This window comes from Brevibacillus massiliensis (genome assembly GCF_000311785.1).
GTDB lineage: Bacteria > Bacillota > Bacilli > Brevibacillales > Brevibacillaceae > Brevibacillus_C > Brevibacillus_C massiliensis.
Window position 1 is genome coordinate 205,743 of sequence record NZ_HE978538.1, and the last position, 24,273, is coordinate 230,015.

Sequence of the window (24,273 nt, forward strand, 5' to 3'; positions counted from 1 at the left end):
AGGAACCTGGATGGTTGACCATATGGCAATTGCAATGGGGTTCATTTACGTCTCGATTGTTTTAATCGCCGTGCTGCTTGCCGTGATTCTGACAGTAAAAGCAAGGGGAATTTCGCGGGAAAAGCAGGAGGCGAAGATCCGCAGCAAATACGCCGATTACTTTTCCTACATCCAGGCTCACCTGGGAGGCGAGGAGAGGCTGAAGCTGCCTCCCCAAACGCCAAGTGCCCGGGAATTAACAGTCATTCAGCGGCAGCTGATGGACTGGATGGAGCGAGTCAGGGGAAACGACTCCAAAAAATTGGCCCAGCTTTGCGAGGAACTGGGTCTGGCCGATCTGGAACAGCGCCGTCTTCACAGCAGGTGTTCCACTGTGCAAATGGATGCCGCCTACAAATTAGGGGTCATGCGCGCACAGCAGGCCGTGCCGGACTTGCTGGAATTACTGAGGAAGCAGCGCCGGCAGCCGGACCTGTTCATCGTCGCCCGGGCTATCGCCAGATGTGCCCGCGATGAGGATGATTTGCGGCAGATGACAGTGCACCTGGTCCAGCAGTCAAAACACACGCACCAGCTGATCGTCGAGATCCTGCGGGAATCACCGATCGACTGCAGTCCGCTGCTCATCGAATTCCTCGGCGAATCAGATGCTGAACTGGTAAAAGTGGGCCTGACCGGTCTGTCCGTGGGGATCGACTCCCGACTCGATGGCCAGTTGTCCAGCCTGCTGACGACAGGCGAAAAGGAGCTGAGGATCAAGGCTGTCAAGCTCTTCACCAGGACGAGCAACTGGCTGACAGTGGCAAATGTGAAGGCGCTGCTGCGGCATGCCGACTGGGAGGTTCGCGCAGCCGCAGCAAAGGCGATCGGGTTTTGGGGCACTACCGAATACATCGGCTTGCTGAAGGATTCTCTGCGGGACCCGAACTGGTGGGTCAGTTACAACAGCGCCAGCAGCCTCGCGATGTTGGGAGAAGATGGGTTTTACGCTCTGTGTGAGGCGGCGGCCGACACGTCTAATCTGGAGGCTTCCCACATGGCGCAGTCGGCGATTGAAGAGTCGCTGATCAGGCCGATGCACGATCTGAATAACGTAGAGAAGCTGATCAGCCACAATCGAAAGCTGCACATCTATGAAATGTTCTTTGGAAAAGACATGCAGAGTAATCAGGCGATCTGAGAATTTCGCCGGAAAGGGGGGACCCATGAGGGACCTTTTACTCGGGTATGGATGGTTCGCCATGTACTACGTTTTGATCGTGAATACGATCTACTTTACGATCATTTGCTGTTCATATGCCAACATTTTCAAGACGGTAAAACGGGCAGCTTACTCGCGCTACCAGTCTTTGGCCGGCTCGCAATTCGTCCCTCCGGTTTCGATACTGGTTCCCGCGTTTAACGAAGAGCTGACGATCATCGAAAATGTACGTTCCCTGTTGGCCCTGAACTATCCGACCTATGAAGTGATCGTCATCAATGATGGATCCCGCGACAAAACCCTGCAGGTGATGATCGACGAGTTTGGATTGAAGCGGCAGTCCAAGGTGGCCATCAAGGAAGTCGTCCACTCTACCCCGATTAAGGGGGTATACCATAATCCTGCCTACCCGAATCTCTACGTGATTGACAAAAATAACGGGGGCAAAGCCGACTCGCTCAATGCAGGCATCAATTTGTCGCACTATCCGATGATCTCTTCCATCGATGCCGACTCTCTGCTGGAGAAGGATGCGCTGATCCGGATTGCCCAGGTGTACATGGAAAACCCGGAAGAGACCGTAGCGATCGGCGGCAACATTCGCATTGCCAACGGATGCACCATTGAAGACGGCATCGTCAAGAAAGTCCGGTTGCCTGACAAGATTCTCCCGATGTTTCAGACACTGGAGTACATGAAAGCCTTTCTGGGCGGCCGCATCGGCTGGAGCTCGATCAACGGGCTGATCATCGTCTCAGGCGCATTCGGCGTGTTTCGCAAGGATTACGTGGTCAAGGTCGGCGGATACCGCGAAGGCTACCCCGGGGAAGACATGAACATCATCATCAAACTGCACCGGTACATGCTGGACCAGAAGCTGCCTTACCGGATCGCCTTTTGCCCCGATGCCGTCTGCTGGACCCAGGCGCCAGACACGTTGCGGATTTTGGGCAGCCAACGGAAGCGCTGGGGGCGGGGAAACCTGAAGAACATGCTGGAGAACCGCGACATGATCTTCAACCCCAGGTACAAGGTGATGGGACTCTTGACCATGCCCTACAACGTGATCTTCGAAACGCTGAATCCGTATTTTAAAATCTCCGGTTTGCTTGCGCTGATCGGATACAGCCTGATGGATATGACGAATGCCAACATCGTGCTTGTCTTTATGGCAATCAACCTGTTGTTCGGCTATCTTCTGAGTGTCGCGTCGATTCTGCTGGAAGAGATAGCCTTCCGCCGCTATCCGAGGATGAGGGACGTCGGAAAGATGCTCTGGTACTCCTTTCTGATGTTCTTTGGCTACCGTCAGATTGGAGCGCTGTGGCGGCTGCTCGGTCACGTAGAATTCCTGCGCAACAACAATACCTGGGGAGTGATGACCAGACAGAGCTGGAAGGTGGAAACAACCAAATCGCAAACGACGTAAAGGAGTGGTTATTCGTGCTTGTGCGTACCAACACTCAACAAACGGTTATACACGAAGATTTTACGCGGAAAGTAAGCCACTTTTTACAGCATTACGAAGCGAATGGCTCCAGATATGGAATGATTTTTTCCCTGTGTCCGCTGCTTGGCAAGGACGGACTGCAGGAGGTGACGGCGTACTTTCGAAAAGAGGTTTCCTCGTACGCAGCCAATACCGAGTTCTTTTACGACGATGCCGTAGGGCTGTTGGCGGTATTGATTCACGATTGCCAGCTAAGCGATACCCACTATCTGTCGCTGGCACTGAAAGACTTTTTGCAAAGCCGCGGTCTGCTTAAGAGCGACGTGCTGATTTCCAGCCTTCCGGAATGCGCCCCTTCTCCGCAAAACATACTGGCGGAGATCAGCGGCTTACTGGCCAGCGGGCCTGGAGGAGCGGGAGAAATCCGGATCATTACGGACCGCTCCGAAAACAGACTGGCACAGCCGCTGCTGGTGGTGGACAACGACGAAACGGTATGCCAGTTCCTGAAGGCCAGGCTGAGCTTGAAGGGCTACGAGATTCATACTGCCCGAGACGGGGAAGAGGGCTTGCGCCTGTTCGAACAGCTGTCTCCCCGTTTAGTCGTAACCGAACTGACCTTGCCCGTGCTTAACGGGTATCAGTTGATCGACCAGATTCAGAAGAAGGAAAGCTTTCCTGATTCCTGCAAAATCGTCGTGTTGACGCAGAAGCGCTTGGAAGATGACATCAGTCGATGTTTTGAGCGCGGCGTCTCCGATTATGTGACGAAGCCATTTTCACCAGTCGAGTTGGAGTTGAGGATACGAAGGCTGCTTGCATAAGACTACAAACCGCCACAAAGGAGTGAGTAAGGATGGATAGATATTCGGCACTGCAAAATTTGATTGAGACCAAAACGGCAAAACTTGGGGTAATCGGGCTGGGCTACGTTGGATTGCCGCTCGCAATGGAGATGGTGAAAAGCGGGTTTACCGTTTTTGGCATCGATTTGGACCTCGCAAAGATAAAACAGCTGCAAGAAGGCACTTCGTACGTAAAGGACGTCTCCGACAGCGTGGTAAAAGAGAGCCTCGAGACCGGGCGATTTTTTCCCACGACGGATTATCGGGTGTTGAAAGAACTGGATGCGCTGAGCATTTGCGTGCCTACGCCGCTGAGCAAAAACCAGGATCCGGATACCTCCTACATCATTCAGGTGGTAGACCAAATCAAGCACTACATGGAAAATGGCATGCTGATTACGCTTGAGAGCACGACGTATCCGGGGACGACGGAAGAGCTGATCCAGTGGGAATTGGAGAAGCTGGGGTATCGGGTCGGAGTCGACTTCTTCCTGTGCTTTTCCCCTGAGCGGGTCGATCCGGGAAATTCCAATTTTAAGACCCATAACACCCCGAAGGTAATCGGCGGTACGACGAAAAAGTGCATCGAACTGGGGACGGCCTTATACGGGTCGTTTGTCGAGTCGATTGTGACCGTCTCTTCCACAAAAGTGGCGGAGATGTCAAAGCTGCTCGAGAATACGTTTCGCAGTGTCAACATTGCCTTCATCAATGAAATGGCGATGATGTGCGAGAAGATGGGCATCGATATCTGGGAAGTAATCGAAGCCTCCTCGACCAAGCCGTTTGGATTTATGCCGTTTTACCCGGGCCCTGGCATTGGCGGCCACTGCATTCCGCTCGATCCGATGTACCTGTCCTGGAAGGCGAAGGGATTTAGGTTTTACAGCAAATTTATCGATCTGGCCCAGGCCATTAATAGCAATATGCCGGATTACGTGATCAGCAAGACGGCGACCATCATGAACATGTACGCCAAATCACTGCGCAATTCTCGCGTTCTGCTGCTCGGGATGGCCTATAAACCGGACATTGACGACCTGCGGGAATCGCCCGGATTGCAATTGTACGAGCTTTTCCGTGAAAACGGAGCGATCGTTCACTACTACGACCCTTATGCCAAGAGTTTTCGCGATAAGCGGGGCAATGAGGTTCACTCGATCACGTATGATCTGAACAGCATGCGCCAGTATGACTGCATGGTGCTGGTCACCAATCACCGGGTCTTTGACTATCAGAAGATCGCGGACTTGGGCGTGGCGATTGTGGATACGAGAAATGCCTTCGCCGGAATTGATCTGCCGAATATCTACCGGATTGGATCTACGGCGAAGCTGCCGCAAATGGCCGAGACTTCTATGGCTATGTAAAGAAGCTTCTCTTCCAATAGAAGCTCTGCTTACCGTATCGGAGGGCATGGCTCATCGCGTGCTTCCCGATACGGCAAACGGAGTGTTCGGCTTTGCCTGCTTTAGCGGCTATTTTCGACGCTGTTTCTCCAGCTTTGGTAATCGTGAATGGAGATGCCCGCATAGGAGGGGCGGCCGGACAAGCGGTCATCGACGATGGCGATTTGCCGCTCCATCTCCTCGTATCCATCCTTGTAAAAGGTGACGAAATCACCTTCCGTGCTTTCCCGGATGTTGACGCCGATCACGATTCTCCTGCCCAGCTCATCTGCTTCCGCCAGCTTGTTCGAGACGATCTGCAGAATGCCATTGGGCCCCTCGGCATGATTGCGGTAAGCCATCAGCGTCACGTGGTCAAAGGTGCGGGCCATCCATCGGCTGACTGACTCTGCGCCGGTGTCGTCAGGCACCTGCAGCGTGTCGAGCCAGAACGGCAGGTCGGCGCCCGTCGCAAGCTCTGGATCGGCTTTGGCCTGCTGCACGAGAACCTGAACATTGTCCAGCCACTGGCGAATGACTGCGGATTTGTCCTGTTTCCACTCGGGGAGCAGGTAGGGCTCAATGTCGACGTGAACGCCGCGAAAACGCTCATCTTCCGCGACACTTTGATTGTAGTCTTTGACCCATGTGACCAGTGCTGCCAAGCGATCCTGTTTTTTGCCGAGTGCCCAGTCAGGCGCTCCGTCCAGAGCATGCACTTCTATGCCGGCCGCATGCGCCGATTTGAGAAAAGCTCGGTATTGTTCCGGGGTGACCACCCGCCTGTTGACCTGCAGATAGATCAAATTGATTCCGTTTTCTTTTGCAAACGAGATGATTTGATCCTTTTCCGATGCGATAATCGGCGTATTCCACAACCACGTAGCCCTGATTTTTTCTCCAGCCGCCATTTTCCCCACCTCCTGATCGGCAGACACTTGCGAATACCCTGTGGAGCATCCCATCAAGAGAATGAGCAGCATTAACAAAAGATACCTCATAAATGATTCCTCCATAGCCCTCGAATAAAGTACCTATATTAAGTACCTTTCACCCAATCCAATCAAACTGAGCTAAAAGGCCTGTTTTTTCAATTCGTTCCCGATGCACAGCCGGGCTGTAACCTTGGCCTTCGTTGGGGTATGATAGGAATGATTTAGTATCCCCTTGTTCGGGGAGATAGGAGTTACCTCTATGCAAAATGTGGAACTGATTGCGACCGCTACTTTCGGCCTTGAGTCTGTGGTTGCAGAAGAAGTGAAAAGATTGGGCTATGAACAGGTGCGTGTGGACAACGGGAAGGTGACGTTCAGCGCCGATTTGGGGGCGATTCCGCGTGCCAACCTATGGCTTCGCACAGCCGACCGCGTCCGGCTCAAGGTAGGGGAGTTTCAAGCGAAGACGTTTGACGAACTGTTTGAACAAACCAAGGGGCTGCCGTGGGCTGACTGGATACCGGAAAACGGAACGTTCCCTGTAGAGGGCAAGTCGGTCAAGTCGACACTGTACAGTGTGCCGGATTGCCAGGCAATCGTGAAGAAGGCAGTGGTGGAGAGTTTAAAGAAGAGGTACAAGCGGGAGTGGTTTTCGGAAGATGGCCCGCTCTATAAAATTGAGGTGGCTCTGCTCAAAGACATCGCCACCTTGACGATTGATACCAGCGGTGCCGGACTGCATAAACGAGGGTACCGGGAATGGATCGGAACCGCTCCGTTAAAAGAGACGATGGCCGCCGCCTTGATTCAATTAGCCCGCTGGAAACCCGATCGCGTGCTGATCGACCCGTTCTGCGGGTCGGGAACGATTCCGATCGAAGCGGCACTGATCGGCCAGAACATCGCCCCCGGCATGAACCGGGAATTCGCGTCGGAGAGTTGGCCTGTCATCCCTAAAACACTTTGGCGGGAGGCCAGAGCCGAGACCCACGATTTGGCCGAGTACGATCGGCCCATGGAGATCATCGGCACGGACTTCGATGACGAGGTGTTGAAAGTGGCTCGCCGCAACGCCCGGGAAGCAGGGGTGGACGAGTCGATCCACTTTCAGCGGATGGAGATGCGCGATTTGCGGACCAAGAAAAAATACGGCTGCATCATTTCCAACCCTCCTTATGGCGAGCGTCTCAGCGAACGGGCAGAGGTGGAACGGCTCTACCGGGAAATGGGCAAGGTGTTTGGACAGCTCGATACCTGGTCGTTTTACATTATTACTTCGGACGAGCAGTTTGAGCAGCACTTTGGGCGAAGAGCCAGTAAAAAACGGAAGCTGTACAACGGGAATATCAAGGTAGACTACTATCAGTTTTTCGGCCCCAGGCCGCCGAGGCCGAAGCCAGACGAGTTTCCCGGTTAAATGATATCCTCCTGCCGCTGGGCGGAATCCTGCTGCTGCGCCGCTCCTGTGTCCTTTAACATGGCGGCAGGCAGCAGGATAAACATCCGGTGGTAAAGCAGCGCAGCCACCAGCGCGAACATCAGGATGATGCCAAAGACCCCGATCGGGGCAAACCACTCAGACAGGGCAATAGTCAGGGGGGCGATAAACCGGCCGATTGAAAACTGCAGGGTGGACGCCCCCATGTATTGTCCGCGCCGATCTTCCGGCGCGTATTTGCTGACGAAGCTTTGTGTGACCGGCGTGCGAATCAGTTCGCCAATTGTAAAAAGAACCATGCAGGCGAACAACAGCCAGACGTTCACGGTCAAAGACATGGCGAACAAGCCAAGCCCGGATAATACCGAGGAGACAATCAACGAACGCCGGTCGCTCCAGGCGGCACACAGGCGGGTGACCGCCAGTGTAAACAGGACGACCATCAATCCGTTAAGGCTCATCATCCAGCCGAACGCCTGGGTTCCGCCCACGGAAATCGACCCGTCTCCCCATGAGATGAGATTTTGCAGGGGAACGTATTCCTTCAGGTAGACGCCCATGTACAGATCCATTTGTAAAAAGGTGACGGCTACCAGAATTCCGGCGAGGATGTACAAGGCAAACACTTTGTCGCGGAAAATCACGGTGTAGCTCCGCCATTGTTCCTTTAAGCCATGAGCCTTATGTTTGGAGCGGCCTTTGTTTGGCAGAGTCTCCTTGATGACCAAATACAGCGTAAGGGTGAAGGCAAAGCTGACAAGAAAGCAGACCAGCAGCAGCTGCGGACGGTGTTGGAAGAAAAAGAACGAGCCCAAGACCGGCCCCAGCACAACACCGATGTTCATTGCGGTGTAAAAAGTGGCGTAGACTTCGCGCCGATCCTCTTCCCTGGTCAAATCGGCAACCATCGCCGAACTGGCAGGCCAGTAAATGGAGCTTGCGATGTTCAGGCCGATAAATGCGGCGTAGTCAACCCAGGGGGACCAGGAGAGAGCGAACAGGGCAAACATCAGGCATTCCGTAGCGGCGCCGATCAGCATGGCCGGTCTGCGTCCGACCCGATCGGATAACTGTCCCCCGTAAAGACTGGCAAGGATTCCGAGCAGCGGCGGGAACATCAACAAAATACCGGTCAGGTCCTTGCCGAACGCATCAGAAAAATAGAGCGCCATAAAGGGGAAAAACATCCAGTAAAACGTATGGAATATCGTTTCCCCGATCAATCTCACCTTTAAATTTAAATCCCACGTGGACCAGAACACGTCTTTCTCCTCCCAACTGTTTGTTTCGGTGTTGCAGGATTTTCGCTAACCGCCCAATCAATTGGGATCGTGACCACAATGAATTCCCATTTTTGGAGACAGAGGATAAAAAGGGAAGGCGAAAGCCCATCCGGTGTAGTACATACACGGAAAGAAGCGTTCGCCTCCACACAATGACACGTATGGAAACGGAAGCGGACAAGTGCATCCTGCGATTCAATCGACATGACAGGTTTTCCGGGGGACGGGACCCCCGGAAAGGCCCCGTCAAATCATTGATTTTGCAGGAATTGCCATCAGTACAACACTCCCGTTATTGTTCAATAAAAAACATTTACATGATTAGCATATGTCATAATCTGTGAAAAACGCAAGAAAAATTTTTATCGGGTTTTAACGAAATACAGGATTTGCTTCAACCAACGCGGCACGCAGCCGACGTACTCCTTCCGTAATGTCCCGGCGGTTGGCCTGGGCATAGGTGAGGCGGACATATCCCCGTTCTGCCCCGTAGATGCCGCCCGGTGAGAAGATGACTCCGTGTTTTATTCCCAGCTCAAGCAAATCCGCCTCGTTGATGCTTTGGCGCAGGCGGCACCAGACGTAGAAGCTCCCCTTGGGGCGGGTCCAATCCGCCAGTTCCATAAGGTTTTTCTCAAGCGCCTCCAGCATGCAATCCCGCCGTTCTGTCAAAGCGACAGTCAGTTCGTCGAGACGCTGCTGACATATTTGCGATGAGAGATACGCCTGAGCCAATTTTTGCGAGATGATCCCCGTTCCCGAATCCATCACGTGCTTGGCGTCCGCCAGGCGCTCGACGACCGATTTCGGGCCAGCCAGCCAGCCGATGCGCAGCCCCGGGGCCAGGGTTTTCGAAAGACTGCCGATGTAGAGCACAGAGCCTCCCATATCCATCGCTTTCAAAGGGCGGGGAGGTTTTCCAGAGCCGATAAGCGTCAGCGATCCGTATGCGTCGTCTTCTACGATCGGCAGCCGCAATTCTTCGCAGATGGCAAGCAGACGCTTCCTTCTGGCCCCGCCAAGTACGGTGCCGGTGGGATTCTGATAGGTTGGATTGGTGAAAATCATGCGGATCTTGTGCTTTCGATGCAGCGAAATGACTTCTTCAGGCAGCAAGCCTTGATCGTCAAGCGGCAGCCGAAACAGGCGGAGTCCCGCGGATGTGAATAACGGCAGGGAATAGGCGAAGGAAGGCCCCTCCATGGCGATGGCGTCACCAGGGCTGAGCAGGCATTGCGTGATCAGGTGCAAGGCTTGCTGCGATCCTGTCGTGATGAGGATTTCGTCCGGATCGACGTACAAGTTGTGCTCTTTGGCCCAATGGACGGCCAGGGTCTCCCTCAGTTCCCCGTCTCCCCTCGGGTTTGCATAACTGAGGGAAGGAGGCAAGGAAATTTGCCGAAGCAGCCGTTCGATATCTTCCGAAGGCATTAATTCGGGGGACAAGCCGCCCTCTGCCAAATTGATCACTCCGGGGTAGCTGCTTGCCTCGCGGATCAGCTTTGCCAGCGGACGCGAAGGCAGGAAGGCTCCTCCGCTTGTATACTGATGCCAATTGGGGATCCGGCGGTACGAGACACCCCACATGTTTTCGCTTACCCAGGTTCCCTTCCCCTGATGCGATTGGACCAGTCCGAGCGAATGAAGTTCATCGTAGGCCTGCGTGATCGTGCTGCGGTTCACATTGAACTGGCGGGCCAGCTTTCGCTGCGGGGGAAGCGGGGTGCCTGGCGGAAGATCACCTCGGATGATGCTCGTTTCAAAGTGGCGGGCGATTTGCCGAAAGATCGGCTCATCGCTTGCCATATCAGGTTGCCAAGGCATATTGTCCCTCTTTTCCGACTGTTCTTGATACTTGTATCATAAACCGACGGCTGACAGGAGAAAAGAAAAAATTGGCTGGTCAAAATGACAGCCAATTGGCTGGAGCAGGATTCCAGGCTGACAGGTAGGATGGTGATACACGATGTAGAACAAGGGCAAAGGAGTATCGGTGAGATGAAACCAAATGCGGATGTTTCAGCGTCAAGCAGCGTACAAAAGGGCAAAGAAGGGCTTGGCATGTTCTACGGCCTGCTGGGTGTCGCCGGGTTTAGCCTGTCTCTGCCCGCTACCCGTGTCGCGGTGGAATTTTTCAATCCCACGGTGACCGGATTGGGACGCGCACTGGTTGCTGCGGTATTGGCCGGCATGGTGCTGTGGATTCGCCGGGAGCGCATCCCCAACTGGAACCAGATCAAAAGTCTGGCTGTCGTAGCATTTGGAGTGGTGATCGGTTTTCCCTTTTTCTCTTCTTGGGCAATGGAGCGGGTGCCGTCTTCACACGGAGCGGTGGTCATCGCGATGCTGCCGATTGCCACGGCGGTTGTAGCTGCCTTGCGGGCCGGGGAACGCCCGTCTATCGGCTTTTGGCTGGCGAGTGCGGCTGCCAGCGCGACAGTTGTGATCTACGCGTTTAGCGCAGGGTTTGGCCGATTGCAGGTGGCCGACCTGGCGTTAATTGGGGCAGTCATATCTGCTGCTGTCGGGTACGCAGAGGGCGGAAGGCTTGCCCGAGAGCTAGGCGGGTGGCAGGTCATCAGCTGGTCGCTGGTCATTTCGGCGCCGTTCTTGATCTGGCCGGTAGCAAGCTCCCTGTCTCCGGAGATTCTCCGTGCCACTCCGGCAGCCTGGCTAAGTTTTGCCTATGTCAGCCTGATCAGTCAGTATCTCGGCTTTTTTGCCTGGTACGGCGGCTTGGCCCTGGGCGGTGTCGCAAAAGTAAGCCAGGTACAGTATTTGCAGCCGTTTTTGACGATAGTGGCGTCTGCTTTCCTGCTCGGCGAGATCGTCACCAGCCAGACGATATGGACAGCAGCCATTGTCGTCATCCTGGTGGCATTGGGCCGAAAAGCCGCGGTCAAGCAGGTGGGCAGATCGGATGCTTCAAAAGCAGATTCACGAGGTTAAAATGGAAACAGTAGAGCCCCCTGTACCGGAAACAGGGGGCTGTTTTTGTTTTTAGCCGTATTCGTTTACCGTTGCTCTACCACGATCGTTCCGGGATGGTCTGCCGTGACGTCGGCGATGATCCGGGCCCACTCGACTCCGTGCTGATGCAGGGAAGCGAGCAGCTGCTCGGCCTCATCTGCCGGGAGGCTGATCAACAGGCCGCCGGACGTGACCGCATCACAGAGGATCAGGCGGTCGATTTCGGCCATCTCTTCCGGGAAGCGGACGCGGCCTGCTACCCAGCGGAAATTGGACTTGCTGCCGCCGGGGATGATGCCTTGCTCGGCCAAATCGCGCGTGCCGGGCAATATCGGCACATTGGCAGCGTGAAGGCGTATGCCGACGCTGCTCCCTTCCGCCATTTCCAGCGCGTGTCCCAATAAGCCGAAGCCGGTGACGTCCGTACATGCGTTGACCGGGAAGGCGAGCATGCACTGGGCCGCCTGCTTATTTAGGGTGGCCATGATCGTCATCACCGTCTGGGTCGCTTCCGGAGTCAGGGCATCCCGCTTGATTGCGGTCGTCTGGATCCCGACGCCGATCGGCTTGGTTAGGATCAGCACGTCTCCCGGCTTTGCTCCGGCGTTGGTCAGAATCCGGGAAGGGTGGATTGTCCCGGTGACGGAGAGGCCGAATTTTGGTTCCTGATCGTCGATCGAGTGGCCGCCGACCAATGCCGCTCCTGCTTCGGCCACCTTGTCGGCTGCACCGCGCAGGATTTCCGTCAGAATCGCCGGGTCCAGCTTGCTGATCGGAAATCCGACGATGTTGAGTGCGGTTATCGGTGTTCCTCCCATCGCAAATACGTCGCTGAGAGCGTTGGCGGCGGCAATTTGTCCGAACCAGTACGGGTCATCGACAATGGGGGTAAAAAAGTCCAATGTCTGCACAATGGCAAGCTCATCGGTTAGTTGGTACACGCCGGCGTCATCCGAAGTTTCCACCCCGACCAGCAGCCGGGGGTCGTCCTGTCCCGGGCGAGGCAGGTTTCTCAGTACAGAGGAGAGCGCGTCGGGGCTTATTTTGCAGCCGCAGCCTCCTTTGGCCGTCAGGGAAGTAAGTTTTACAGAAGTACTCACGTTTTGACCTCCTTTGATTCATGTATAATGAAAGATAAGGGTATCCATCCAAAGATACTTGGTTTCTTCTCTAGCATACCAGAAAAAAGGGGATTTGTTCATTGCAAGAAATCACTGTGGAAGAGATGCTGTTAAAAGGCTACGGCAATTTGATTGACGTACGTTCCCCGGGTGAGTTTGCCCGCGACACGATTCCCGGGGCTGTGAATATACCGTTATTTAGCGATGCGGAAAGGGCGCAGGTCGGCATTACCTACAAACAGGAGGGACAGGCCGCCGCCCAGTGGCTTGGGATGCAGATTGTGTCGCCCAAAATGGAACTGCTGATGCAGACGATTCGCGAGCGGGGGATCGAGGCCGGCGAGCCGCCGACAATCTTTTGTTGGCGGGGCGGGATGCGCAGCCGGGCGATGGCCACTTTTGCCACCTATGCCGGAATCCCCGTCAGGCGGTTGATCGGTGGATACCGGGCTTATCGCCAGCACGTGGTAAAGACGATTGAACCTTTCGAATTAAAGGTGCCGCTGATTCTGTTGCACGGTCTTACCGGCGTAGGCAAAACGGAGCTGCTGCGCCGTCTGGAAGCAAAGGGCTTGCCGGTACTGGATCTGGAACGGTTGGCGGGCCACCGCGGTTCTGTGTTTGGGCATATCGGCAAAGGGCGTCCGGCCAATCAGAAAATGTTTGATGCCCGCCTGTTTGAGACGCTGCGAAAATACAAGGATGCCCCGTTTTTCTTGATGGAGGCAGAGAGCAAACGCATCGGCAACGCAGTCATACCCGCATTTCTGTACGAGTTGAAGTCGGATTCGATTCACCTCAACATCACCGCGCCGCTTGAGGTGAGAGTGCAGCGTTTGTACGACGAGTACATCGTGCCATTTTCCTGGCGCCCTGATTTTCGGAAGAATACGATGGAGGCCTTTCAGAAGATCTCCCGGAGAATTCCTACGGAACAGGCCCACCTTTTGCGGCACGCGCTTGAGACAGAGGATTACAAGACGGCGATAGCCGCTCTGTTGGTCCATTATTACGACCCGCGCTACACTCATAAGCAGGGAAGCGGCTATAACGGCGATTTTTACGAGGTGGACGCCACCCGGCTGGACGACGCGGAAGCTGACATCATCAATTTTGTTGCACAGCGATTCCAAAGCGGCCCGCATGTGATACAATAACGCGGAATTCATCAGAAAAGGGGCGGTTGTTTTATGTTGGATCCACGGATCGCAAAACTGGCGGAAAATCTGCTGGATGACTCTGTCCGGCTCGGGGCAGGGGAAAATGTGATGATCGAGGTGCGGGGGGAAGGAGCAGCACTGGCCAAGGAACTGGTCAAACAGGCGTATGCTCGGGGGGCTTACCCGCATGTCCGCCTCCTGGACATGGCGATTCAGCGGGAGTTGATGATGCACACGTCAGAAGAGCGGGCGGGGTTCATCAAACGCTGGGAAGAGCCGATGTGGCAGGAGATGCAGGCATTTATCGTGATCGCCGGGGCGCCCAATGACAGCGAGATGTCCGATGTGCCGGTGGAGAAAAGGCTTATCCAGCAAAAGGTGATGAAGCCGATCAACGATCACATTACTGCCAACCTCAAATGGGTGCTGCTGAATTACCCGACTCCATCCATGGCGCAAAAGGCCAACATGTCTACAGACGGTTTTGCCGACTTTTACTACAATGTCTGTACGGTCGACTACAAAAAAATGAAGGCTGCGTTCCTGCCGCTGCAGGAATTGATGAATGCGACCGATCAGGTCCGGCTGGTCGGGCCGGGAACCGATTTGACTTTCTCCATCAAAGGAATTCCCAATGTGATCTGTGCCGGGGAAAACAATATTCCGGACGGCGAAATCTTTACCGCGCCCGTGCGTGATTCGGTGCAGGGCACGATTACCTTCAACACCGAGAGCCAGTACCACGGGACGAAATTTTCCCAGGTGAGGCTTACCTTCGAGCAAGGGAAAATCGTGGAGGCGAGCGCCAATCATACCGAACGGCTCAATCAAATCCTGGACAGCGATGAAGGGGCCCGCTATATCGGGGAATTTGCCATCGGGGTCAACCCGTACATCCTGCACCCGATGAACGATATCTTATTCGACGAAAAGATCGCCGGCAGTTTCCACTTTACGCCCGGGCAGGCTTACGAAGATGCCGATAACGGGAATCGCAGCACGGTACACTGGGATATGGTAAATATCCAGCGTCCTGAGTACGGCGGCGGGGAAATCTGGTTTGACGGCGTGTTGATCCGCAAAGACGGCCTGTTTGTCCATGAAGCCTTACTCGGTCTCAACCCGGATAACCTTAAATCGTAGAAGCAAGCTCTGATCAGCACGGGCGTATGTGCCCGGGCTGTTTTGCTTCCGGTCAGTGATTCGCTACAATCGACACCAGAGAAGCCTTTGACGTCAGGGGGAAGACCATTGTCATCATCATCATGGCTCATGTATACCGTAACTTCGGCAGATGCGGGCATGACGGTAGAACAGATTGCCCGGCAAAAACTATCCGTCTCCGGCCGCATGCTGCAGCGGCTGACCCGGAGCAAGGGGATTCAGCTAAACCGCAAACCCGTTTATTTGCAGCGACAGGTAAAGGAGGGGGACATTGTCTCCGTCAAGGCAGCCGACCAGCCCCGTTCCCCGGCTCCGTTACCGCCTGGACACTCGGGGGAGCTCGAAGTGCCTGAGATCCTCTACGAAGACGAGTGGTTCCTTGTCGCGAGCAAGCCGGCGGGCATGCTGGTTCACCCGGTAAAGAGCGGTCAGGCAGACACGCTGGTGCACCGGCTCGCGGCGTATCTGCAAAGCGGCGGACAAACGTCGGTGCCGCATTCCGTGCACCGTCTGGACAAGGAGACATCCGGAGCCGTGCTCTTGGCCAAAAGCAGTTATGCCCATCAACTGGCCGACCGGCTCATCCGGGAGGGGAGGCTTCGACGGACGTACCTTGCCGTAGCAGAGGGATGCGTTGAAACGGACCGGGGAACGATTCAGGCGCCGATTGGCCGCGATCCGCGCCATCCGTTGAAGCGGAGGGTCAGTCCGCGGGGCGACGCAGCGATCACACATTACCAGGTACTGGCCCTGCAAGCAGACGCCACGTTGCTGCGAATTCAACTGGAGACGGGGAAGACACACCAGATCCGTGTTCACTTTGCCCATCTCGGCCATCCGCTCGTCGGAGACAGTCTGTACGGCGGACAAAAACAAGGCGGATTCCGCCGGCAGGCCCTCCATGCCCATCAGCTGTCGTTTATCCATCCGCTCAGCGGGAAGCAGGTGGAGTGCACAGCATCGCTGCCGGACGATTTGGCGCAGTTGATTCGGAAACGCTGGGGAGAGATTGTACTGTAAAGGAACAGGAACATATTTACAAGGAAATCTGTACCGCATATAATGTAATAGGTCGATAGGTTTAAACGTATAAACATGAATGTCCGATTTTATTTTGCCGGAGAGGAGACTAATTGATGGGGAAAGACCCGTGGGCAGACTGCCCGGGCTTGCAGTTGTTCCAAAAATGCACTCCGCTGTTTCAGGCATTGGGGGACCCGGCCCGGCAACAAATCATCCTGCTGCTCGGTTACTGCCAACAATTAAATGTCAAACAGATTACAGAACAATTATCACTTTCCCGCCCAGCCATTTCCCACCATTTGAAATTGCTTCGGGATGCCGGGCTCGTCGAGATTCAACAAAAAGGAAAAGAAAACTATTATTCTTTGCAAGTCGGACCTGCACTCGCACAAATCAAACAGTTGATAGCCGCCATCGAAGAAGAATTGGAGTGAAAGGTTCAAGAAGATGGGGTGTATGCCATGTTGTACAAAAAGAGATGGATCGCTGCCGCTGTCATCGGGTCCATGCTGGTGACCGCGTGCAGCAGCCAGGGGTCAGACAGTGCTGACTCACTGCGGGATGTGAAAAAAGTACAGGTTACACAGGTGAAGCGAGAGCCGTCAGTCCGCACTTTTGAACTGTCGGGGACGCTTGAGCCCAGCGAGGAAGCGACTGTCTCATTTGAGGTGCCGGGCCGTTTGGTCGAGCTTGGCCGCAGCGAAGGAGACAAGGTAAAGGCGGGGGAAGTTTTGGCCCGGGTCGATACCAGTGACTTGTCGCTGCAGTTGGCTCGCGCCAATGCCGGGGTGGAGCAAGCCGGGGCCAGTCTGGCGGAAGTGACAAACGGGGCACGCGAACAAGAGATTGCACAGGCAAAAGCCGCTCTCGACAAAGCGACCGTCGCTTATAACCAGGCAAAAAGCGATTATGAGCGTTTTGAAGTCCTCTACCAGCAGGACGCCATCTCCCAAAATGACTACGAGAACATGAAAAATCGCCTCGTGCTTGCCGAGAAAGATTTGCAGACGGCAGAGCAGGCGTATTCTCTGGTGACGCAGGGAGCCCGCCAAGAGGTTCGCGAGCAGACCCGTTCCGCCTACGATCTGGCGGTCATTGCCAAGGAGCAGGCTGCGCTTTCCCTTGACAAGACCAGGTTGAAGGCGCCGATTGAGGGAACCGTCATTGCCAAATACTCCTCGGTCGGCGAGCTGATCAATGCTGGTACGCCTATTTACAAGATTGGCAATATTGATGCTTTGAAGGTCGTGCTCCCCGTCCCGGACAAGGAGATCGCGGCCTGGAGGACAGGAGACAGCGTAACGCTTGAGCTCTACGGGGAGAAGCGCGAGGGCACTGTAAGCAAGATTTACCCGGCGACCAATCAAAGCACGGGGACGATCGGGGTAGAAGTAAGCGTGCCGAATCCGCAGCACGACTGGTATGCGGGGCAGGTTGTCGTCGCCCATCGCAAGCTCGCAGGCAGCCCAAGCATCTTTGTCCCGGTAGAGGCAGTGATCAGCCGGGGAGAAGAGAAGCCGTTCGTCTTCCTCGCGGTTGACGGAAAAGCGGTCAAAACGCATGTGACCATTGGAGAATTGCACGATAATAAACTGGAGATTTCCTCCGGTTTGCAGGAAGGTGATTCGTTAATCGTCAAAGGGGTGGATCGCCTGTTTGACGGTGACCCGGTCGAGTCGGCAGGGGGTAGTCAGCCGTGATCGATTACGTCGTAAGGAAGCGCAAAATCACCCTGTTGTTCTTTGTCATGCTGATCATGATCGGATTGTTCAGCTTTTTGCAACTGCCCAAGCGCGAACAGCCGGAAGTCATCATCAACATGGCGATGGTGATAACCGCCCTGCCGGGTGCCTCACCGGAAAAAGTGGAGCAGACGGTGACGAAAAAAATCGAGGAAAAAATCAATGAGCTGCAGGGGTTAAAATCGGTCACATCAACCTCCAGCCTGGGTCTGTCGACCATTGTTGTGGAAGCAAAAGACGGTGTTGATCCCAAGCAAAAATGGGATGAACTGCGCAAGAAAGTGAAAGACGCGGAAGCTGATCTGCCCGACGATGCCAAACAGCCGATCATCAATGACGACCTGAATCGAACCTTTGTCGAAACCATTGCTCTTTCCGCCGATACCTTCGAACAGGTCTACAGCTTGCGCGATCTGGTAAAAAATTGGCGGGAACAGCTTCGGACCATCCCCGGGGTTGCCGACGTAGGGATAACCGGCCTGCCTGAGCAGGAAGTGCGAATCGACATTGACACCCAAAGACTCCAGCAGTACGGGATCTCCTGGGGGCAAGTCATGTCGGCGATCAAGGCGGAAAACGAAAAGACGCCGCTGGGCGACCTGGTTGTCCAAGATCGCACGTACCAGCTAAAATTATCCGATACATACGATGCGGCTGCGTTGAACAATATTATCATCTCCCGTACTCATGAGGGCTTTCCGGTATACCTCAAAGACGTGGGGAGAGCAGCGCTGACAACGAAAAAAGCGGATCTTTACGCGTATTTCAACGGCAGACCTTCCATTTCGCTCAGCATCAACGCGGAAACAGGCAGCGATGTTCCTTCGCTGCAGCGGCGTGTGGACGAAATGATGCAGACGCTGGAAAAATCGCTGCCTGTCTGGGCCAAGAAAGACTCGATCTACTCGCAGAACGAGCGTGTGGATGAACTGTTTGGCGACCTTTCCCGCGAGATGCTGATCGCCATCATCTCGGTTCTCGTCGTCTGCACACTGGGGCTGAATCTGACCACTTCGTTTGTCGTGGCGCTGGCAATTCCGATCTCGATCGCGATCGGGTTCATTCTGCTGCCGATTCTGGGGATTTCGCTGAATATGATCTCGATCGCTTCCCTCATCATCGTACTCGGAATCCTGGTCGATGACGCCGTCGTGGTGAATGACAACATCGAGCGCCGCCTGTCCGTGCTGGGTGAACGGCCGTTTGACGCGGCGGTGAACGGCACCAAAGAAGTGGCCATTTCGATCGTGACGGCCACGCTGGCGACGATCGCTGCATTCGGGCCGCTGATGTTTTTGAAGGGAGATGTCGGCCAGTTTATCAAGCCGGTGCCGGTCATTATCTCTTCGGCGATGCTGGCCTCGATGGCGATGTCGCTGACGATTATTCCCATCTACCGAAAGTGGAATGAGGAACGCCGGAAGAAGAGCGCAGACATCTACCGCAAACCCGCCGGCTTGCTGGGCAACCAGATCAATAAACTAACCAAGTGGTATGCCGGCAAGCTGATGCCGAGTGCACTGAAACGGCCGCTTCGGACAGGGTTGATCGGTGTATTGATCGGCACCTGCGGCTACGGTTTGATTCCGTTTACTCCGGTCCAGCTGTTTCCGCCCGATGACCGCGACCAATTTTTAATCAATGTCAACTTGCCGGTCGGAGGCAGCGTCGAGGCGACAGCTGATGTTGTCAAAGGCATTTCCGACTGGATGCTTCAGCAGCCGGGAATCAAGACGATTGCGGGATACAGCGGCGGAAGCGCACCGAAGATGTTCAGCGGGGATACAGCGGCAGGTGAAGGCATCGAGGTCGGCCAGTTGGTCGCCCAGTTCGACAAAAAACAGGTGAAACTGGAAGAAAAGCTGGAGGAGTGGCAGCAGCAGCTCGCCGCGCAGTATCCGCAGGCAAATGTTGTCTTGAAGCAGCTTGAGGCCGGTCCGCCGGTGGGCGATCCGATCGTGATCCGTATTTATGGGGAAGACATGGCCGTTTTGCGGTCGCTTGCCGAAGAACTCAAGCAAAAATTGGCAAAAGTGCCCGGTACCCACGAAGTAAAGGACAACCTTGGCATCGAGCGCTACACGTTGGAGTTTCAAGTGAATCGCGAACTGATGGATCAGAAACTGGTCAATTCAGCCGATCTTTCGCGAACGCTGCGGCTGGTCAGCGAGGGAATCCCCATCGGCCAGTTTGACAATGGCCGTGATCTGTACGATATGACTCTTTACGCTGACAAACAGGGCAGTGACATGTCAACGCTGTTCCAGCGGCTGACTGTGCCAAATGCACTGGGGCAGCAGATCCCTGTGTCGGAAATCGCTCAAATCAAGCCGGACTTCAGCATCCAATCGATCCGGCACCGCAATTTGATGCGGGCGGTGACTGTCTACAGCGACGTGAAGGGACGGACTGCGACGGAAGTCATGAACGATGTGAAGCCGCTGTTGAAGGAATTTTCGTTGCCGGAGGGATATCGCCTGGAGACGGGCGGAGAAACCTCTGAACAGGCCGATATTTTTATCGACATGGGGAAATTGTCTGTCATTGTGGTGTTCTTAATCATCATTTTGATCGCGATGGAGTTCTACTCGCTGAGTTTGCCGATTCTCGTGATGAGCACCGTCTACCTCTCGACTGCGGGCAGCATGATTGGGCTGTTCCTCACGCAGATACCGCTTGGATTTATGACGATGATGGGAGTGATTTCACTGTCCGGGATTGTCGTGCGCAACGGAATCGTGCTGATCGAGTTTATCGAGGACGCCCGGCATGCCGGTGCTGAGCTGAAGCAGGCGGTGATCCAGGCGGGTGAAGCGCGGCTTCGGCCCATCCTGTTGACCACGTTTACCGCGGTTGCCGGTCTCATGCCGCTGGTGATTTCCGGCGACGTGCTCTTCCAACCGCTCGCGGTGACGATCATCTTTGGGCTGCTCTTTTCCACGATGCTGACACTGATCGTCGTGCCTGCTTTTTACATGGTGCTGGCCGTTCGCAAGGAAAAGAGAAAGGCAAAAAGGACGGAGGAGGCAGCGGCAGTCTAGCTGCCTGCCTCTTTTTTTCGCAGAAAAGCGGTTGTTTTGTGCTATACTGTAGCCAGAAAATACCGCTGGTCGCAAAAGGGGGCATGCCCGATGCAGGAACCACAGCTTTTAAGTGAAGAAAAAGTCTTTAAAGACCCCGTTCACCGTTATGTACACGTGCGGGAAAAGCTGATCTGGGATTTGATCAATGCGCGGGAGTTTCAGCGCTTGCGCCGGATCAGGCAGCTCGGCACCAGCTATCTGACCTTTCACGGTGGCGAACACAGCCGCTTTAATCATTCGCTCGGCGTTTACGAGATCATGCGGCGGATCCTGGAGACCTTTGAGGGCAGGGTGCAGCTGTCACGGGAAGAAAAACTGCTCTGTCTCTGCGCGGCGCTGCTGCATGATGTCGGGCACGGGCCGTTCTCCCATACATTCGAGAAGGTGTTTCGCTTTGACCACGAAGAGTGGACGCGGAAAATATTGACCGGGGATACCGAGATCAATCGGATTTTGCGGTCGGTGGGCGAGCACTTTCCGCAGAAAGTGGCGGAAGTCGTTGGGAAGACCTATGAAAATAAATTAATCGTCAGTTTGATATCCAGTCAGATCGACGCCGACCGGATGGATTACCTGCTGCGTGACGCGTACTACACCGGCGTCAATTACGGCAACTTCGACATTGAGCGGATCTTGCGCGTCATGCGCCCCCACGAAGACGGCGTAGTATTTAAGTTTAGCGGCATGCACGCGGTGGAAGATTACATTATGTCGCGCTATCAAATGTACTGGCAGGTATACTTTCATCCCGTAACCCGCAGCGCCGAAGTGATCCTGTGCAAAATTTTCCAAAGGGCAAGGCAGTTGTATGACTCTGGATACATTTTTGAGCAGGAGCCTAGGCATTATCTCCCATTTTTTCGCGGGGAAATTACGCTGGCTGACTATCTGATGCTTGATGAAAACGTGGCTTTCTACTATATGGGGCAGTGGCGGATGGAGAAAGATCCGATCCTGTCCGATCTGTGCGCCCGATTTATGGACAGGAATCTGTTTCAATACGTCGAATATAATCCGAGGGACTTTATCAATCTGGAAGAGATCAAAAAACTATTCCTTGAAGCGGGAATCGACCCGGCGTATTATGTAGAGGTTGACTCGACCTCGGACCTTCCTTATGACTTTTATCGCCCTGGCGAAGAGCAGGAACGTATACCGATCATGCTTCGGATGTCTTCCGGCGAACTGATCGAGCTCTCGCGAAAATCGGAAATCGTCCAGGCCATTAGCGGAAAGCGCCGTTTTGACCACAAACTCTATTTCCCTTATGATAAGCTGATGTCTTTGCCGGAAGATGCCGCCGGCTTGATTCGAGAACGTCTAGGAGTGATGGAGGATGCTTAAGGCACATGCCAAAATTATGCGGCTCGTCGAGGTGGCGGGTGAAGTGACCGGACGAAAGAAGCTGCATAAGATGGTGTACATAGCGAAGAAACTGCAGGTGGATTTCGACGAACGCTTTGAATTTCACATGTACGGGCCGTACTCTGAGGAATTGACACTCCGTGTAGATGAACTCTGCAGCCTCGGCATGTTGGACGAGACAAAAGAAAGCAAAGGGGCAATCGAACTTTACCGCTACAAGTTAAACGAAGACGGGCGCGAATTTTTGCAGTACCACAACGTGGACATCGGTTACGGCGATCGGCTCATCTCCCGGATGAACCAGGAAAACTCGCGCTTTTTGGAGCTGGTTTCGACAGTCCTCTACTTTGAGCACCTTCCCTACGAACAGATGAAAAGCAAAGTCTTCACCTTAAAAAGCATGCAGAAGTATACGGAAGAGGAAATCCAAAAGGCGCTCGCGTTTATGGACGAGCTGCGTGACATGATTAAGCAGTAGTGGACAGGCATACAAGATTGATCCCTCCTAAGCGGGTCAATCTTTTTTCATTTTGGAGATGACAGGAACGGATGAAAACCCTTCCGAATGCAGTATCAATTTTTATTGTCCCAACGTTATAGCGGATAATGGAGCAGGAGCCTGCATTGGCAGCAGGTGACTGAATTTTCAGCGGAATACGTGTCGTTTGGATTTCCAAAGGGAAAAGGAAAGGAAATGGCTATGAAAAAGGTGAGACTGAAATCACTTGGATTTGCACTGGTGCTGGCGGCGGTTGGACTCTGTTCGTTTCTAGGCGGGATGCTGGCGACCCAAAGTGCAGGAACGATGCCGGCGGCTGCGGTACATACCTCGAGTATGGATTGGGCAAGGTCAGTCGGATATCTCAAAGACAGCACCGACCCAAAAGCAGAGATCCCGCAAGCGGAGTTCATGAAGATGGTGATGGAAGTGTACGGGGAGAAGCAGGGCGGCCTTCGCGTCCCAACCGGGGCGGAGAATCATTGGGCCTCTGAGTATTACGCGCTTGCCCAGGCAAAGGGCGTCATCGACTGCTCTTGTGAGATCAAACCTGATTTTCCGCTCACGCTGAAAGAAGCGGCCAAATTCGTGATGCTGGGGATCAATCGGAAGGGAAATCAGCAGGTGGTCTCCTGGGAGCAAATCGAATCCTGGGCGAAGCCCGCGGGGGATGCCGAGCAGAATATTACCTATGAGCAGGCAGCCTCTTTGATCAGGAAAATGGATGACGTGTATATAGAGAAGGAATGGAAAGTGGAGGGGATTTAGCGTGAAGCGGTTGATGAACTTGTTGGTGGTAGCGTCACTTGCTATTGGGCTGGGAGCCGTTGGCCAGGCAGTGGAGGCCGAAGAGGCGGTGGACAGTTCAACGAGCGAGATCAAAGTAGTGGTGGAGGGCAAGGAGGTCGAGTTTCCCGATGCCAAGCCTTATCTCGATGTTAAAACGGGCAGGACGATGGTGCCGGTGAGGTTTGTGAGTGAGGCACTGGGTGGCAAAGTAACGTGGGATGGTTCGAAAAACACAGTAAAGATCGATCGTGCAGGAGAAAAAATTTCGCTGAAAATTGGAGAGAAGAGGGCAGAAGTTGCAAATTATACGAAGCGCTTGGATGCACCAGCTATTCTCCGCGATAGTCGGACTTATGTTCCTCTACGATTTGTTAGTGAGTCGCTGAATCAAAAGGTGGAGTGGGATGAACAAACCAGAGTGATAACAATTACGGCGTTGCCGCCAAGGGAACCACAAGATTTTTGGCTAATGCCTTACAACGAAGTTGCTTATAAAATCATGAACGATTTTTACAATAGTGTAAGAGTGGAAGGGAATACAGCTATTGGGACTGTTCCGACTGTTCCGAAGGGGTATCAAATAGTTTTTAATTATCGTGACACCAGTGATGGGCAATGGGGTAATCAACAATATGATGTAATTGACATTAATAAAAAATACAAGGCTGGCCAAACGTTTAAGATTCCCTATTACGGTAAAGGAGGATATTTTATTTTAGGTGTTTTCAAGGGTGATCCGGGACTTGGCGATATCCGAATTGAAGTTCCGTCTTTAGATGCACGATGGGGAATGGTTAGACCGTGAATAAGAAAAAAC

At 54.0% G+C, this 24,273-nt stretch carries 20 protein-coding genes; 16 read left to right on the top strand and 4 right to left on the bottom strand.

Annotated features, from left to right (window positions below; all coding sequences use genetic code 11):
* Positions 1-10 precede the first annotated feature (10 nt).
* From HGBM_RS10195 to HGBM_RS10210, 4 genes are read left to right on the top strand one after another with little or no spacing between them, the layout of a single operon-like run.
* Positions 11-1,180, top strand: a complete 1,170-nt coding sequence (locus HGBM_RS10195) for a HEAT repeat domain-containing protein (protein WP_019121006.1) — start codon at positions 11-13, stop codon at positions 1,178-1,180.
* Positions 1,181-1,205: 25 nt separating this feature from the next.
* The gene (locus HGBM_RS10200) at positions 1,206-2,630 is read left to right on the top strand and encodes a glycosyltransferase family 2 protein (protein WP_019121007.1); all 1,425 of its coding nucleotides are present in this window, start codon (positions 1,206-1,208) and stop codon (positions 2,628-2,630) included.
* 14 nt (positions 2,631-2,644) lie between these two features.
* Positions 2,645-3,475, top strand: coding sequence for a response regulator transcription factor (locus HGBM_RS27165; protein WP_019121008.1), 831 nt, complete (start codon positions 2,645-2,647; stop codon positions 3,473-3,475).
* A gap of 32 nt (positions 3,476-3,507) precedes the next feature.
* Positions 3,508-4,866: a nucleotide sugar dehydrogenase gene (locus HGBM_RS10210; protein WP_019121009.1), complete on the top strand. Its 1,359-nt coding sequence runs from the start codon at positions 3,508-3,510 to the stop codon at positions 4,864-4,866.
* Positions 4,867-4,967: 101 nt separating this feature from the next.
* Here HGBM_RS10210 and HGBM_RS10215 read toward each other — a convergent pair whose 3' ends face one another.
* Positions 4,968-5,885: a glycoside hydrolase family protein gene (locus HGBM_RS10215; protein ID WP_019121010.1), complete on the bottom strand. Its 918-nt coding sequence runs from the start codon at positions 5,883-5,885 to the stop codon at positions 4,968-4,970.
* 193 nt (positions 5,886-6,078) lie between these two features.
* Here HGBM_RS10215 and HGBM_RS10220 point away from each other — a divergent pair, with 193 nt between their 5' ends.
* Complete coding sequence (locus HGBM_RS10220) at positions 6,079-7,236, top strand: THUMP domain-containing class I SAM-dependent RNA methyltransferase (RefSeq protein WP_019121011.1); 1,158 nt, start codon at positions 6,079-6,081, stop codon at positions 7,234-7,236.
* Here the strand turns inward: HGBM_RS10220 and HGBM_RS10225 are convergent.
* The gene (locus HGBM_RS10225; RefSeq protein ID WP_019121012.1) at positions 7,233-8,519 is read right to left on the bottom strand and encodes an MDR family MFS transporter; all 1,287 of its coding nucleotides are present in this window, start codon (positions 8,517-8,519) and stop codon (positions 7,233-7,235) included. The genes HGBM_RS10220 and HGBM_RS10225 overlap by 4 nt on opposite strands.
* A gap of 393 nt (positions 8,520-8,912) precedes the next feature.
* The gene (locus tag HGBM_RS10230; RefSeq protein WP_019121013.1) at positions 8,913-10,364 is read right to left on the bottom strand and encodes an aminotransferase-like domain-containing protein; all 1,452 of its coding nucleotides are present in this window, start codon (positions 10,362-10,364) and stop codon (positions 8,913-8,915) included.
* A 174-nt stretch (positions 10,365-10,538) separates the two neighbouring features.
* On the opposite strand from HGBM_RS10230, the gene HGBM_RS10235 reads away from it, so the two are divergent.
* On the top strand, positions 10,539-11,489 hold the full coding sequence (locus HGBM_RS10235) for a DMT family transporter (RefSeq protein ID WP_019121014.1): 951 nt from the start codon (positions 10,539-10,541) through the stop codon (positions 11,487-11,489).
* Between the two features lie 65 nt (positions 11,490-11,554).
* On the opposite strand, the gene selD is transcribed toward HGBM_RS10235, so the two are convergent.
* Complete coding sequence (gene selD / locus HGBM_RS10240) at positions 11,555-12,610, bottom strand: selenide, water dikinase SelD (RefSeq protein ID WP_019121015.1); 1,056 nt, start codon at positions 12,608-12,610, stop codon at positions 11,555-11,557.
* Between the two features lie 101 nt (positions 12,611-12,711).
* On the opposite strand from selD, the gene mnmH reads away from it, so the two are divergent.
* From mnmH to HGBM_RS28875, 10 genes are all read left to right on the top strand, one after another.
* Positions 12,712-13,788: a tRNA 2-selenouridine(34) synthase MnmH gene (gene mnmH / locus HGBM_RS27170; protein ID WP_019121016.1), complete on the top strand. Its 1,077-nt coding sequence runs from the start codon at positions 12,712-12,714 to the stop codon at positions 13,786-13,788.
* A gap of 33 nt (positions 13,789-13,821) precedes the next feature.
* The gene (locus HGBM_RS10250) at positions 13,822-14,934 is read left to right on the top strand and encodes an aminopeptidase (protein WP_019121017.1); all 1,113 of its coding nucleotides are present in this window, start codon (positions 13,822-13,824) and stop codon (positions 14,932-14,934) included.
* A gap of 108 nt (positions 14,935-15,042) precedes the next feature.
* Positions 15,043-15,975: an RluA family pseudouridine synthase gene (locus HGBM_RS10255; protein WP_026074310.1), complete on the top strand. Its 933-nt coding sequence runs from the start codon at positions 15,043-15,045 to the stop codon at positions 15,973-15,975.
* A gap of 116 nt (positions 15,976-16,091) precedes the next feature.
* The gene (locus tag HGBM_RS10260) at positions 16,092-16,412 is read left to right on the top strand and encodes an ArsR/SmtB family transcription factor (protein WP_019121019.1); all 321 of its coding nucleotides are present in this window, start codon (positions 16,092-16,094) and stop codon (positions 16,410-16,412) included.
* A 27-nt stretch (positions 16,413-16,439) separates the two neighbouring features.
* Positions 16,440-17,678, top strand: coding sequence for an efflux RND transporter periplasmic adaptor subunit (locus HGBM_RS10265; protein ID WP_019121020.1), 1,239 nt, complete (start codon positions 16,440-16,442; stop codon positions 17,676-17,678).
* Entirely contained in the window at positions 17,675-20,761 is a 3,087-nt protein-coding gene (locus HGBM_RS10270; RefSeq protein WP_019121021.1) for an efflux RND transporter permease subunit, read from the top strand. The genes HGBM_RS10265 and HGBM_RS10270 overlap by 4 nt, the downstream gene beginning before the upstream one ends.
* A gap of 90 nt (positions 20,762-20,851) precedes the next feature.
* Complete coding sequence (locus HGBM_RS10275) at positions 20,852-22,147, top strand: HD domain-containing protein (RefSeq protein WP_019121022.1); 1,296 nt, start codon at positions 20,852-20,854, stop codon at positions 22,145-22,147.
* A complete protein-coding gene (locus tag HGBM_RS10280; protein ID WP_019121023.1) occupies positions 22,140-22,646 on the top strand; it encodes a YwgA family protein in 507 nt (168 codons plus the stop codon). The genes HGBM_RS10275 and HGBM_RS10280 overlap by 8 nt, the downstream gene beginning before the upstream one ends.
* 222 nt (positions 22,647-22,868) lie before the next feature.
* Positions 22,869-23,435: a hypothetical protein gene (locus HGBM_RS10285; protein ID WP_245552930.1), complete on the top strand. Its 567-nt coding sequence runs from the start codon at positions 22,869-22,871 to the stop codon at positions 23,433-23,435.
* 1 nt (position 23,436) lies between these two features.
* On the top strand, positions 23,437-24,261 hold the full coding sequence (locus tag HGBM_RS28875) for a copper amine oxidase N-terminal domain-containing protein (protein ID WP_019121025.1): 825 nt from the start codon (positions 23,437-23,439) through the stop codon (positions 24,259-24,261).
* Positions 24,262-24,273 lie beyond the last annotated feature (12 nt).

Excerpts from the sequence above, each read along its gene's own strand:
- HGBM_RS10230 (WP_019121013.1), bottom strand. The coding sequence starts at position 10,364 with ATGCCTTGGCAACCTGATATGGCAAGCGATGAGCCGATCTTTCGGCAA.
- HGBM_RS10195 (WP_019121006.1), top strand. The coding sequence starts at position 11 with ATGGTTGACCATATGGCAATTGCAATGGGGTTCATTTACGTCTCGATT.
- HGBM_RS10235 (WP_019121014.1), top strand. The coding sequence starts at position 10,539 with ATGAAACCAAATGCGGATGTTTCAGCGTCAAGCAGCGTACAAAAGGGC.
- HGBM_RS10210 (WP_019121009.1), top strand. The coding sequence starts at position 3,508 with ATGGATAGATATTCGGCACTGCAAAATTTGATTGAGACCAAAACGGCA.
- HGBM_RS10265 (WP_019121020.1), top strand. The coding sequence starts at position 16,440 with ATGTTGTACAAAAAGAGATGGATCGCTGCCGCTGTCATCGGGTCCATG.
- HGBM_RS10260 (WP_019121019.1), top strand. The coding sequence starts at position 16,092 with ATGGGGAAAGACCCGTGGGCAGACTGCCCGGGCTTGCAGTTGTTCCAA.
- HGBM_RS10275 (WP_019121022.1), top strand. The coding sequence starts at position 20,852 with ATGCAGGAACCACAGCTTTTAAGTGAAGAAAAAGTCTTTAAAGACCCC.
- HGBM_RS10285 (WP_245552930.1), top strand. The coding sequence starts at position 22,869 with ATGAAAAAGGTGAGACTGAAATCACTTGGATTTGCACTGGTGCTGGCG.
- HGBM_RS10200 (WP_019121007.1), top strand. The coding sequence starts at position 1,206 with ATGAGGGACCTTTTACTCGGGTATGGATGGTTCGCCATGTACTACGTT.
- HGBM_RS10250 (WP_019121017.1), top strand. The coding sequence starts at position 13,822 with ATGTTGGATCCACGGATCGCAAAACTGGCGGAAAATCTGCTGGATGAC.
- HGBM_RS10220 (WP_019121011.1), top strand. The coding sequence starts at position 6,079 with ATGCAAAATGTGGAACTGATTGCGACCGCTACTTTCGGCCTTGAGTCT.
- HGBM_RS10280 (WP_019121023.1), top strand. The coding sequence starts at position 22,140 with ATGCTTAAGGCACATGCCAAAATTATGCGGCTCGTCGAGGTGGCGGGT.
- HGBM_RS10215 (WP_019121010.1), bottom strand. The coding sequence starts at position 5,885 with ATGAGGTATCTTTTGTTAATGCTGCTCATTCTCTTGATGGGATGCTCC.